We start from the raw sequence: 12,259 nt of genomic DNA on the forward strand, positions 1-12,259 counted from the left end.
TTCTAAGTGAGAGCCCAATTCGAGGAGGACACCGTGAAAGAGAACGACACCGACACCCTGATCTACATCCTGGCCGGGATGATCTTCGTCCCCCCGCTGCTGGCGAAGTTCGTCCCCGGGGTGAGGGATGCGCTCGTGAACTGGCACATCCTCGTCACCGACAACGTGCTGATCCCCCTCCACGACGGTGTCGGCCTGGATCTGCCCCGAGTGCTCATCGTGCTCTGCGCTATCGGAGCGATCGTGTCTGTCATCGTGCTCCTCCTCCGCAGCCGCGCTGCCCGCAAGGAAAAGGCCCAGAAATGAGCCGCGTGGTCATCCCCGGTTCGACGCTTCCCCCGCGCTCGAAGCCGACTGTTGCCATCGCGATCGTGTTCTTCTCCACCGTCGCGATCAGCATGCTGAACTACGTCACCTCCAACATCGTGGGCGCCGTGCTCATCGGGATCCTCGGAGCCCTCGTGATCGTCGGCACCATCGTGCTCTACCTGCGCAACCGCGAACGCCACGATGACGCCGATCTGTTCCTTCACCGGGTTCACGGGATCCTCGGCTGGCCAGACCCCCACCGCGGCCAAGTCGTGCCCTCCAAGTACCGCGGCAGCTGGGTCGGGAAGCCCACCCAGCTCAAGGTCGTCTACAACCCCCTCGCCGACGAAGAAGTGCCCGAGATGCTCGCTGAGATCCGGCGCCTCGCCAAGCGACAGTTCGGCACCACGTTCAAGATCGTCAAGCACAAGAAGAGCACGGTGATCATGGTCGCCTCGGGCACCTCTGCCGTCGAGCGCGACCGCGACGAGAAGATCGAACGCTCCAAGCTCATCGTCTCCAAGACCTTCGGCAGTAGCGCCAAAACCACGGTCGACACCGAAGCTGTGACCCGTCAGGTCGACGGCAAAACGATCACGTCGACGAAGGTCACCCGCATCAGCGTCAAGTACGAGGTCGCTCCGAAGCTTTCCCGCAGCGGCGTCCGCGCCTCCGTCGAGTCGCAGATCTCCGGCGTGCTCGAGGGACGCTGGAGGGCGTTCTGGGATCTCCCCAACGACACGTTCTGGATGGAACCCCGCCCCGAGCTGCCGAACGTTATCCCCAACCCGTTCGTCGCCCCCGAGATCGTCGACCCTCTCGCCACCTACGACGATCTCGCTGTGCCCGTCGGCATGGATGAAGACGGCAACACGATCAGCTGGCGGCCCAAGCAAGACCCCCACTTCCTCACCACCGGCAAGACCGGAAAGGGTAAGACCGTCTGCGAGCTCGGCGTCATCGGATTCCTCGCCGGCCACGGCTGGGAGATCTGGGGCATCGACGGAAAACGCTTCGAGATGCTCGGCCTGCGCACCTGGCCCAACGTCAAGCTCATCGCCGGTCGGATCGACCACCAGGCGCGCGTCGCCCACGAGGTCTACGAAGAGATGCAGCGCCGCATGGCCGCCTACGAGGCCGGATCCATCCGCCTCGAGGAGTTCGTCCCGATCCTGTTCGTCATCGACGAGTTCAAGACGTTCCGCAACGCGCTGCTCCGCTGGTACCGCATGGTCAAGCCCAAGGGCGCGAGCACTCAACCGCCCGTCCTCGATGAGATCAGCGACATCGCCTCCCTCGGCCGCAAGATGCGCATCCACATCATGAACGGCCTCCAGCGCCCCGATGCCGACTTCCTCACCGGTGACCAGCGCGACAACTACACCTTCCGCGTCAGCTGGGGCCGCATCTCCGCCGACGCCGCGAAGATGATGTGGAACAGCTACACGACCGGCACCACGATCCCCACCACCGCCAAGGGACGCGGGATCGCGTACAACAAGCAGGGCCAGGCCGTCGAAGTCCAAGGTTTCTGGACGCCCGACCCGTACCAGACAGATGCTGAGCACCCCGAACGGTGGGTGTTCCCCGGTGACCTGACGATCGTCGAGAACATGCGCCCCAAGAAGCGCATCCACGACCTGGTGAAGATCGTCGATCTCGAAGACGACATCATCGGCGTCGACGAAAAGGGCAAGCCCATCTACGCCGACTACGGCCACCACATGGACACCGCCCTCATCAACGCTGGCGACCCCGAGCTCATCGAACGCGAACGCAAGATCCTCGGCGACGCGGAAGGTGACGCACGCCGCGAGAAGCTGGCCGCCAAGGTCGCCCTCCTCGAGCGCATCCAGATCGAGGAAGAAGAGCAGGAGATCTCCGACGAAACCGAGATGTTCAGCGGCTACTCCCCCGCCATCGACCAGTTCCCCGAAGAGCTGCTCATCGACGGCGACCTGCGCGCCGAAGGCATCCTGATCCTCGTCGACGAAGACTCCGACACCTGGGGCCTGGTCGAGTTCGCCGAAGAGGACGAAGAGGACATCACCTTCTCCTACCGCGACTTCGCCACAGGAGACCCCGGCTCCAAGACCATCCCCACCGGCAACACCCTCATCACGCGCTCCCCAGTCGCAGGCGAGGACTGAGACGTGGCCCGGCCCCGCGACCGCGACACGCGGACAACCCTCTTCCATGAATATGTACACATATGGTTAAGTGGCCCGCATGGCCCGCATTCAACGTCGACGAGGATCTTTGATCGATCCCGTCATTCCTGGCTGGCGCATCGAGCGTCAGAACAAGGAGCGCGCCGAGGCTATCGCCTCCAGAGCCGGCGTGTCCACGTCCGAGCTCATCGAGCAGCTCCTGGAGCATGTCGAGCTGACCGACCAGGGCATCCCCACCTGGATGCCCCCACGGGACCGCGACGGGGAGTTGCCTATCGACACCGCTTAACGCAAGAGGCCCCCTGCCGAAGCAGAGGGCCCATTCGCATGAGGTTCAGATCTCAGGAGTTCGCAGCTACTGATCTGAATTTTGTAGGAATCCGACTTGGCGGTCGGCTTCCTGGCTTCGCACCGGGAGTCACCCGGGGCTTTTTCGTACCCACTAGTAGGACTAGGTGGTGAACCCATCGTAGCTCAGTCATGCCCTGAAACACAGTCATTCGAGCCTGTTTCTGCTGTCAATTTGCAAGAAAATTGCAAGCAGATTTCGCCGCTCGACACTGCTGAATCAGGCTTTCAAAACCCTCGTACGCCTCACGGCGACTCCCACCACGGCGACGCTCTTTCTGATGCCCCGACGCCTCCCACAACCGCTCGCGCTCGCCGAAGCGTCACGGGCGGATGCACCTCGTGGTCGCTTCCGGTTGAGGATGGCGCCTACGCGTCTGTGCCCGCGTGGCGGTCTCGGTCGGCGTGGGTGAGCTGGGTCGTCGAAGAACTCGCCTCTCCTCGAGGTGTGGAGCTGTGCCGGGGAAAGATCAAGGCGGACACGGTCATCATGGTGGCTCGCGACGATGCGTCGACGGCAGATTCCACCTCTGGCCGTGGCGTCGCGACGTCGAGGGAGACGGTCGCGAAGCGGCTCGGGATGTCTGGCCGGCACGTCGGTACCGCCAGGGGGATCCTCGAGGCCCTCGGAGCGTCCGTGACGATCGTGCGCGGCCGCCACCTCTCCCCCCAGGAACGTTCCCTGGCACGTAAGGCCCACGGCAGCTATCAGGAGGCCGCGGGATCCGTCCGAGCACTCACCATGCCCGCCCTCACCCCCGAAGCCCACACGGACGATCCTCGTGGCGCTGAGCCGGTCTCCGAAGCCGTGCCTGTGGATACTTTCCACCTACCCCGCAGGGGTTCGGTTAACAAGACCCCCCCTGTCAAAAAGTACTCACCAACACGCGCTGAAGCGCGCGAGAAGGCCGCTGCGCGGCCGAAGCTGAAGAGGAAGTCACAACCACGGGCCCAGAGAGCACCTCGCGATCTCGAAACACAACGGTTCGTGTGGGCTATCGCCCAGCGATTCCTGCTCTCAGACGGCTCCGGACCCCGCCCAGGCGCCCCGCTGCGCCCTGGAGTTCTCCGCGGCGGCCGCCACATCGGCAACCTTGCCCGGATCCTCGAACGCAACCGCATCACACCGCGCCGATACACGCCCCAGAGCCTGGCCGACACGCTCCAGCGCCTCATCGAGGCCGGAAAGCTCCGCTCCCCCCGCTACGAAGAGCTGCGGGATCCTCTCGCGCACTTCGCATGGACCCTTCGACGCCTAAACGAACTCACCGAGGGTGAGACCACGCTTGAGCGCATCCGCCGCGAGGATCTCGAACGAGCTGAGAAGCGCCGCCAGGTCGGCCTGCAGGAGCTTCCGACCCCGGAGGAGCAGGCGGCAGCGCACGAAGCCGCACAGGCGTTCTTCGCCTCCACCCGGCGGCTACGGAAGCCGATCGCTCGGGAGCGCCGTATCGACGTCGTCGAGCTCGTCACCGCCGTCCTCGGCCGAGGCATCCGCCTGTACGACGCTCCCGCAGCCACCCAAGAGCTCGTCGGAGACCTCACGACAATGCACAAGCAGCTCACTGCGGACGGCTGGCAGCTGACAACCGGCGAAGCTGCCCTCACCTGGACGCGGGAGAGCGAACAGGTCGTCGAGGTCACACTCAGCCGAGCACTCCCCCACACCGTCACGGCCGTCACCTCTCAGCTCGACCAGGGCACTCCCCTCGCTGCCGTCGTGGATCTCATCCACGAACGCTACGCGACACGCGACAACTAACGCTGGACATCCAACTGCACTTACCGCCATACTTAAGGCCATAAAGACGGCGTTACGTCACGAAGGAAAGCTAGCCATAATTCACGAAGGGGATACGGCTGGACGTACCGCCACTTGAACCGCTCTAAATGAAGCGGGAAACATAGCGTGTCGAACCGCAGGACTTCGCGCTAGCACTCATACGTTGAAACAAGCAGGAACTACTGAAGGAGATAACCGATGAGCATTGAGCGTTGCGTGAGCGTCGCCCAGGGTAAGGGAGGCGTCGGCAAGACCAGCGCCACCGCGAACGTCGCCGGCATGGCGGCCGCCTCGGGACTGCGAGTACTCGCCGTCGACCTGGATCCGCAGGGCAACCTGTCTCGCGAGCTGGGTTTCGAGCCCGACACGGGGGAGTCCCTCTTCAATGCGTTCCTGACGAGCATGCCGCTGCCGCTGCTGAAGAACGTCAGAGAGAACCTGGACGTCGTCCCGGGCGGCGAAGCCGTCGGTGATGCCCCGGCTGTGTTCGGTGCCCGTGAACAGCGCGGCGCCGAGGGCCTTGACGCGGTCCTCGAGTCGAAGCTGGCCGCGATCGCCGATGACTACGACCTCATCCTCATCGACACCCCTCCGGGTGACAGGATCCTTGTGGAAGCCGCTCTGTCCGCATCGGTCGCCGTGGTGATCCCGACTCGCTCGGACGAGGCCAGCATCGACGGCGTCGAACGTGTCGCTGCTCGATTCATGGCCGTGCGCAAGCGCAACCCCAACCTCCGCCTCGCCGGCGTCCTTCTCTTCGGCATCAACAGCCGCTCCCGTCGCATCGAACGAGACGTGCGCGGCAGCCTCTCCGGGATCGTCGGGGACTCTGCACCGATCTTCCACACCATCATCCGAGACCACCAGGCCGCAGCCGTCGACGCCCGCAAGCGTGGCCTCCTCGTCCACGAGCTCAAGCAGGCCTCGAAGGCAGACAAGACCGCCCGCATCCAGGCGCTCAAGAGCGGTGAGAAGCCCGTCGACGGGCTCTACGCGCAAGACCCCAGCCTGCTGGCCGACAACTACAAGGAGTTCACCAAGGAGCTCCTGCAGCGCGTCGGCGAGCTCGAGCAGGAACGTGAAGCAGAAGGAGTCCTCGCATGAACGCCCCCGACATCAAACGGACTAGCCTCGCCGACGCATTCAGGGGCGCCGGCAGCGAGGACGCAGCCGAACTCACTGGCCTCCTCGCACCCCGCAGGCCGTCTCCGCCGCGCCAGTCCGCCACACCGGCGCCTGCCAGCCCCGACGCGACCGAGAGCGCCCCGAACGCTCCTGCAGCTGAACCTGTCGCAGCTGTGACGCCGGCGACTCGTGAGGCCGTCCCGGCCGATCCGGCCAAGAACAAGGTCGACAACGTTCCCGCGTACATCAGCCCGGTCGTTCTCGCTGCGGTTCGCGTCGCCCGTCGTGAAGGTATCGCTGCAGGCGAGCCTGACAAGACATATGACGAACTCCTCGTCGACGCCCTCGAGCGCGTTCCTCTCGAGGAGATCCGGGCGATCTTCGCACCCGAGGACGCCGAGGCGGGTGGGCTGCTCCAGCGCCGCAAACGTCGCTCCCGTGGCGCCGGCGGCACGCAGATCCAGCTGCGCATCACCGGGGCACAGGAGGACGAGCTCACCGAACTGGCCGCATCCGTGGGCGCACCGTCACGCAGCGCGTTCGTCAACGAGGTCTACCGCCTGGCGTACCTCAAGGAATAGAACCGCAACACCTCAACGCACGGAGGGCCCGCTCACCAGCTGAGCGGGCCCTCCGCGCGTCAGGAGCGCGCCGGGGGAGTCAGGCGCGGCGCCCGAAGAGCCTCTGCCACCAGGTGGCCTTGGGCTGCTCGTCACGGTCGAAGGAGACGCTCACCGTGTGGGTGAAAGAACCATCGTCGCCGCGGTGGGTGCTCGTCTCGACGGGCATACCGTGGAGCTCTGCAGCACGCCCGAACGAGGCAGCATATGCCTGGGCGTTGTGGAGCTGCACCTGGTTGAACAACAGCTTCGCTGCCTCCCGAACACCGACCCACTGAGCCTGGAGCGGGTCCGGGAGATCGGTGGGGAATGGCTCCGTCATCGGCTCACCAGACGCCTTGATCGTCCGCAACTGATCTGATCGTCGCGCGAGCTCGGAGTGCAGCTTTGCGACGTCGGGGATCTCGGCGACGTAGTCCACCGCGAACTGCACCTCGGGCTGCACCTCGAGCGGGAGACCCGACAACCCGCGAGCGTCCACCGCCGCCTTCAACTCAATGGCCCGATCGAGCAGCTGCTCATCGATCGAGAGCAACCGGAGAAGAGCAGCGACCCACTCGTTGTCCGAATGGGGGCGCTCATCTTGACCCAGCTTCTCGACCCAGTCGACGTCGCGGCCATAGACCTCCACCAGAGCATTCGTCGAAGCGAAAGGAGAACCCGAATCAGCCATCCGTCACACCATCCCGTCGAGGTCGTGGGTCGAACCTACCGGAACCCGACGACGGCCCTGCGACCCTCAGCGGGCTGAGCCGTGGAGCCGCAGGCGGTCGGAGGAAGGGGCAGCGGGCTGGGCGGGCAGCGCCTCGGATGCTTGCTTTGTGCTTGAAAATAGCCAGCAGGATTCGCCGGGTTTCGCGGGGCGGAAGGTGTATGCGGGGTGATTACCGTGAGAGACTGTGCCTCCGCCTCCCTATGCGCTAGAGCGCAAGATGAGCTACGGCACAGCCTATCAGGGTTGTCAACGTGTATTGCAATCTGCAAGCATTTTTCAAGCAGATTTCGACAGGTCTGTCTCACCGGATCTGCAGGGGGATGCTGGAGAGGCGGGCCCGTCAATAGCGTGGGGGTGCCCGCCCCGCGTGCCAGAACGGAGAAGCCAGATGCTCGAGCTCGTCGCCCCTTCCTCCTCACTGCCGTCGGTGCCTTGGTGGTCCGGTACGCGGACGCTAGTCGTCGCGGCACCGTGCGCAGGCAGCGGCTCCTCGGCTACCGCACCGCCCTCACGATGCGCGATCCGAAGGCGTGGATCGTGGTTCACCTCGCGATGGCGCCGCTGTTCTACATCGCTGGTGGCGGTGCCGTGCTCGCCGGGCTGGCGGGAGGGGCTCTGGTGCTGCTCGGCATCACGGCAGCGGTGCCGTTCGTCCTCGGGGGAGCGATCGTCTGGCTGCTCCTGTGGACGGTTCTCTCCGGCCTCCCCGGGGCAGTGGCCGCGGGAGACTACAGGGGCCTGGGTGACCAGGTGACGGCGGAGGATAGCCCTCGGTGATGCGAGAACGGGCTCCCGAGCAGCGATCGCCTTTGGGTGACACAAACCCGCTTTGAGTGACACAGGTTCCCCGGGTGGTGACACTGTGTGTCACGCAAAGACGGAGTTGCCGCCTGGCGTTGAGGGGGAGCACGCTTTCGGCGTCCCCCGGTTGCAGCGAGATCGAGCGCTTCGATGCTGCCGGTGCCGGTGCCGGTGCCGGTGCCGGTGTCGGCGCCTGCGGCCTCGCTCTAAGATGACTCGGTTAGGGGACGAGTACACGCGATTTCCCGCGTGATTCCGGGGGAGGGGTCGCGCGGAGGACTCGTGAGCGCCCTGAGGCGGGCGTACACTCTACGAATAGGATTTCGAGAGTTTGGGGAGCGAGTGCCTACAACAGTCGTACCTCTGTACGCGTACTCAGTGACCGCGGAGCCCATTTCGCTGCCTCAGCTGCTCGACGCGGTCCCGGCGGGCTTCCCGAGCCCGGCCCAAGACTATGACGCTGGCCCGATCGATCTCACCGAGCTGTTGATCGAGGACCAGGCCGCCACCTTCCTCGTCCGCGTCTCGGGCACATCCATGGTCGACGCCGGCATCCACGATGGCGATGTCGTCATCGTCGACCGGTCGAAGACGGCGCTCTCGGGGGATGTCGTCGTCGCGATCCTGGACGGCGACGTCACCATCAAGCGCCTCGTCCGAGAACGCGGCACCTGGGCGCTGCGCGCGGAGAACGCCGAGTGGCCCGACGTCGTCGTCGATGAACTCTCCACACTCGAGATCTTCGGGGTGGTCACCGTGAGCCTCAGGTTCCATCGGAGCCGGAGATGATCGGGCACGTCGACATCAACAGCGCCTACGTGTCCTTCGAGAGAATCGTGAATCCGCGTCTCGAGAACCGCCCCTGCGTCGTGTTGAGCAATAACGACGGAATGGTCGTGGCCTCGTCGAAGGAAGCGAAAGCCATCGGCCTGGATCTCGGCAAGCCCTGGTTCGAGCTGCGGCCGCACGCGAAGAGGCTCGACCTGACTGCGCTGTCGTCGAACTATGAGCTCTACCAAGATTGCTCGAACAGGGTCATGGACGTGCTGTCTCGCTTCACCCCGGACCTGTCAATTTACTCGATCGATGAGGCGTTCTTCGAGGTGAGTCCACGGATCGCGAAAGACCCCGAAGCGATGGCGCCCTCGGCCGAGACATCAAGGACACCCTCCGCCGGCTCATCGGCGTCCCGGTCTGCGTCGGCATCGCACCGACACGCACATTGGCGAAGCTGAGCAATAAAACGGCGAAGAAGATCGCGGTGTTCGACGGGGTGTGCGTGTGTCCGGCGACCAGGCCCGAGTGGCGCCACACCCTCATGTCCCGGCTGCCGGTCTCCGAGGTGTGGGGGATTGCGTCTCGCCTCGAGCGCCGTCTGGCCGGCATCGGCATCACGACGATCGCGGATCTCGCGGCCGCGGATCCCGTCCTCATTCGGAAGGCGTTCAACGTGGTCGTGATGCGCACAGCGCTCGAGCTGCGCGGGGTGCCGGCGATCGCCGCCGAGGAGGATCGCACCGGCAAGAAGGGATCAGCTGATCGTGTCCCGCAGCTTCTCCGAGAAGGTCACCACCCGAGATGGGATGCGCCAAGCGTTGTCGATCTACGCCCAGCAGGCGTCGACCCGGCTCATGAAGCACCAGCAGGTGGCGAAGATCCTCACCGCCTTCGCGGGCACCAGCCACTACACAGAGCAGATCCGTTACCCGTCACAGATGGTGAGGCTGCCGTTCCCCACTGCCGACCTCGTGGAGCTCACCCGCGCCGCGCACCGGCTCCTCCCGCAGATCGAGGAAGGGGTGAAGTGGGCGCGAGCGGGAGTCATGCTCACCGACCTGAAACCGGCAGCAGTCATCCAACCGCTCGAGCTGTTCCGTCATGCTCACGAAGACGCCGGGATCGCCACCATCATCGACCAGGTGCAGAAGAAGGCCGGGCGTGAGGTCCTCGGGCTCGGGTGGGGAGGGATGCGCCCCGGCCCGTCTTGGCAGATGCACCGCGGCATGCTCTCCAAACGCGCCACGACGCACTGGGATGAGCTGATCGTCGCCCGAGCCTGAGTGGTGTCGGACCCCCTCTCTAAGATGAAGGTAGAGGGGGACACATCAGATCAGATCAGATCAGCACGCGAGCCGAGGCGATCGCTCGCGCCGCGCACGTCGGCCAGGTCGACAAGAGCGGTCAGCCCTACATCGATCACCCCGCCCGGGTCGCGGCTCGCGTGCAGGGGGATGAGCTGCTGGAGGCGATCGCCTGGCTCCACGACGTCGTGGAAGACACCGACGTGCAGCTGGTCGACCTGCAGGCGGAGTTCCCTCTCGAAGTGGTCGACGCCGTCGATGCCATCACTCACCGGCCCGGTGAACCGCGCGCCGACTACTACGCCCGCGTCAGCCGGAACCTCCTCGCGCGTCAGGTGAAAGACGCCGACATCGACGACAACACCGATCCGGCGCGCACCGCCCTGCTCGACGACGCCACCCGCTCCCGACTGGCCGCGAAGTACGCCGCGGCACGAGAGGCCCTCTCCCGTGTGTAGATCATCTGACGACGGTGGCCGCCGCTGCCTCGACCACCGCCACCTCCGCGACGTCGACGTCGACGACCTTCGCCCCGCGGCCACCGATGACGCACCCGACGTTGACTGGGGAGAGCACCCGCCGTCGACTGCAGAGCTCTACGACACCTACGGCTCCACCGTCGCCGGCGCCGCGATCCACAAGCTCGAAGAGGTGGCCGCCATCGAGCCGGAGATCACCGCGGCGATCATCGACGCGGCCCCAGCAGACTGCCGCATGCACAACCTCGAGTATCGGATGAAGTCGCCGGCATCCCTCGCGGGCAAGATCGAGAGCCGGATCCTGGTTGATCCCACTGCCACGCCGGTGGAGATCGCGGGGCGCCTCACCGACTTCGTTCGCTACACCGTGGTCGCACCGACTCCCGATCGCGTCGTCCCTGCCGCACAGGAGACGCTGGAGGGTCTCGTCGACAAGGGGTGGGAAGTGAAGGAGATTGAGCATTCCTTCGTCGACGGCAACCCGTACAAGGGCCTGCACTCGATCGTCGTGCACCACAGCGAGACCGACCAGGACGTCGAGATCCAGTTCCACTCCGAAGCTGGCGCCGCGATCAAAGACCGATACCACCACGACTACGAAACGCTGCGCGATCAGACGCAGCCCTACCCGACGCGCGCCGCGGCCCACACGATCATGGTCGACGCCTGGAACATCGTCCCGACCCCGCCGGGCCTGGTCGACCTCCACATCGGCAGCGTCGTCGCCGTCGAGAAGGCTTATGGGCCACCAACACCTCCCACCCCGCCCCCTACCAAGACGGACTAAGATAAACTAAGATGTAGATAATTGAGAATGGAGCGAGGAACATCATGAACCTCTATCTGGTCCGAAACGCCGCCGGCACCCCGGTCTGGATCGCGCACGAAGACAACGAGCAGCGCATCTGGACCTACGTGCAGAACACGGGCAAGTTCCACCTCAACCAGGGCCTCTACCGCGACTTCTACTTCGAGCACGCCAACACGTACGCGCCCATCAGCGCCGACGATGCGCTCCAGCAGATCCGCAGCGGGATCGGCAAGCTCGATGAGCAGACCGTCGGCCACCTCGTCACACGGTTCAAGCAGGATCCCGCCGCACGAACCGTCGAGGAGATCCTCGGCTCCTCACCAGTCCCCACGGCGCGCCAGCAGGCCGAGGCTCGCGTCAACGCGCTCGTGCAGGCTCCCCGGGGGAAGTGGATGACCTGGAAGTCCTACCGACTGACGGACAAGCAGCTCGCTCACGTCTCAGCGCGAGATCTCCGCCTGGGCAGGATCAAGATCGTCAACACCAAGGTCGGCGCTGTCGATTCGCGCCTCGAGGAAGACGACGAGAACGTCAAAGTCATGGTCGCGCGATCCCTCAACGGATAGTTCGACCGCACGACACAGCCACAACCAGAAGCGGCCGCCCCCTCGACTCAGGGAGCGGCCGCTACTGCTGTGCTGGACGAATCCGAGTCACTCCACCTCAGGAGCGATCGCGCCGCGGTAGACCAGCAGCTGGTGCAACACGGGATGAGGGTTCGTCCCCTGCAGCTTCACCAGCGCCGCGGTCGCAACCGAGGGGCCACGCGACGTCGACGACGTCGACGGGAGACCGAGATCTCCGAAGAGCACCTCCTGCAGCTGCCCGCGATCCTCGAGGTTCACCTCACGGCCGAGCAGCCGATAGATCTTCTGCGCTGCGGCGAGCGCGGTGGTTCCGATTGCTGCGGCGCGGACGCGGCCTTTCTGGTTCTCTGCAGCTGCGCGTCGGCCGGCGATGAAGACGTCGGCTTCGAGCTTGTTGAAGAGGGGGGTGCGGACGCCGGCCGACGCGCA

General features: G+C 65.1%; 13 protein-coding genes and 1 pseudogene. 12 read left to right on the plus strand and 2 right to left on the minus strand.

Features of this window, described 5'->3' with window-relative positions:
* The first annotated feature begins 33 nt into the window (after positions 1–33).
* The 6 genes from CQ040_RS16640 (at position 34) to CQ040_RS16665 (ending at position 6,317) form a co-directional block, all read left to right on the plus strand.
* Complete coding sequence (locus CQ040_RS16640) at positions 34–306, plus strand: hypothetical protein (protein ID WP_105527960.1); 273 nt, start codon at positions 34–36, stop codon at positions 304–306.
* Positions 303–2,459 (plus strand): cell division protein FtsK, encoded by a 2,157-nt coding sequence (locus CQ040_RS16645; RefSeq protein WP_105527961.1) that lies wholly within the window; start codon positions 303–305, stop codon positions 2,457–2,459. The genes CQ040_RS16640 and CQ040_RS16645 overlap by 4 nt, the downstream gene beginning before the upstream one ends.
* A 109-nt stretch (positions 2,460–2,568) precedes the next feature.
* Complete coding sequence (locus CQ040_RS16650; protein WP_017831619.1) at positions 2,569–2,769, plus strand: hypothetical protein; 201 nt, start codon at positions 2,569–2,571, stop codon at positions 2,767–2,769.
* Positions 2,770–3,816: 1,047 nt separating this feature from the next.
* Positions 3,817–4,590 carry a hypothetical protein gene (locus CQ040_RS16655; RefSeq protein WP_105527962.1) on the plus strand — a complete coding sequence of 258 codons (774 nt, stop codon included), beginning with the start codon at positions 3,817–3,819 and terminating at the stop codon, positions 4,588–4,590.
* A 219-nt stretch (positions 4,591–4,809) separates the two neighbouring features.
* Positions 4,810–5,715 (plus strand): ParA family protein, encoded by a 906-nt coding sequence (locus tag CQ040_RS16660; RefSeq protein ID WP_105527963.1) that lies wholly within the window; start codon positions 4,810–4,812, stop codon positions 5,713–5,715.
* Positions 5,712–6,317, plus strand: coding sequence for a hypothetical protein (locus CQ040_RS16665; protein WP_105527964.1), 606 nt, complete (start codon positions 5,712–5,714; stop codon positions 6,315–6,317). Before CQ040_RS16660 ends, CQ040_RS16665 begins: the two co-directional genes overlap by 4 nt.
* A 79-nt stretch (positions 6,318–6,396) precedes the next feature.
* On the opposite strand, the gene CQ040_RS16670 is transcribed toward CQ040_RS16665, so the two are convergent.
* On the minus strand, positions 6,397–7,029 hold the full coding sequence (locus tag CQ040_RS16670; protein WP_105596253.1) for a hypothetical protein: 633 nt from the start codon (positions 7,027–7,029) through the stop codon (positions 6,397–6,399).
* 513 nt (positions 7,030–7,542) lie between these two features.
* On the opposite strand from CQ040_RS16670, the gene CQ040_RS16675 reads away from it, so the two are divergent.
* The 6 genes and pseudogenes from CQ040_RS16675 to CQ040_RS16700 all read left to right on the plus strand — a co-directional run bounded on the left by CQ040_RS16675 (position 7,543) and on the right by CQ040_RS16700 (position 11,809).
* Entirely contained in the window at positions 7,543–7,848 is a 306-nt protein-coding gene (locus CQ040_RS16675) for an SdpI family protein (RefSeq protein ID WP_146113938.1), read from the plus strand.
* A gap of 402 nt (positions 7,849–8,250) precedes the next feature.
* Positions 8,251–8,661 (plus strand): LexA family transcriptional regulator, encoded by a 411-nt coding sequence (locus tag CQ040_RS16680; protein WP_105527967.1) that lies wholly within the window; start codon positions 8,251–8,253, stop codon positions 8,659–8,661.
* Positions 8,658–9,932 (plus strand): annotated as a pseudogene (locus CQ040_RS21290) (Y-family DNA polymerase). The gene CQ040_RS16680 and the pseudogene CQ040_RS21290 overlap by 4 nt, the downstream one beginning before the upstream one ends.
* An 80-nt stretch (positions 9,933–10,012) precedes the next feature.
* Positions 10,013–10,411, plus strand: a complete 399-nt coding sequence (locus CQ040_RS16690; protein ID WP_308736909.1) for an HD domain-containing protein — start codon at positions 10,013–10,015, stop codon at positions 10,409–10,411.
* The gene (locus tag CQ040_RS16695) at positions 10,404–11,219 is read left to right on the plus strand and encodes a hypothetical protein (RefSeq protein WP_105527969.1); all 816 of its coding nucleotides are present in this window, start codon (positions 10,404–10,406) and stop codon (positions 11,217–11,219) included. The genes CQ040_RS16690 and CQ040_RS16695 overlap by 8 nt, the downstream gene beginning before the upstream one ends.
* Before the next feature lie 44 nt (positions 11,220–11,263).
* The gene (locus CQ040_RS16700; RefSeq protein ID WP_105527970.1) at positions 11,264–11,809 is read left to right on the plus strand and encodes a hypothetical protein; all 546 of its coding nucleotides are present in this window, start codon (positions 11,264–11,266) and stop codon (positions 11,807–11,809) included.
* 87 nt (positions 11,810–11,896) lie between these two features.
* On the opposite strand, the gene CQ040_RS16705 is transcribed toward CQ040_RS16700, so the two are convergent.
* Positions 11,897–12,259: DNA polymerase (locus CQ040_RS16705; RefSeq protein ID WP_258133642.1), on the minus strand; the 363-nt coding region annotated here is incomplete at its 5' end.

The organism is Microbacterium sp. MYb54 (assembly GCF_002979515.1).
Classification (GTDB): Bacteria; Actinomycetota; Actinomycetes; order Actinomycetales; family Microbacteriaceae; genus Microbacterium.

Coding starts and splice junctions, on each gene's coding strand:
- CQ040_RS16660 (WP_105527963.1), top strand. CDS start 4,810: ATGAGCATTGAGCGTTGCGTGAGCGTCGCCCAGGGTAAGGGAGGCGTC.
- CQ040_RS16700 (WP_105527970.1), top strand. CDS start 11,264: ATGAACCTCTATCTGGTCCGAAACGCCGCCGGCACCCCGGTCTGGATC.
- CQ040_RS16670 (WP_105596253.1), bottom strand. CDS start 7,029: ATGGCTGATTCGGGTTCTCCTTTCGCTTCGACGAATGCTCTGGTGGAG.
- CQ040_RS16665 (WP_105527964.1), top strand. CDS start 5,712: ATGAACGCCCCCGACATCAAACGGACTAGCCTCGCCGACGCATTCAGG.
- CQ040_RS16645 (WP_105527961.1), top strand. CDS start 303: ATGAGCCGCGTGGTCATCCCCGGTTCGACGCTTCCCCCGCGCTCGAAG.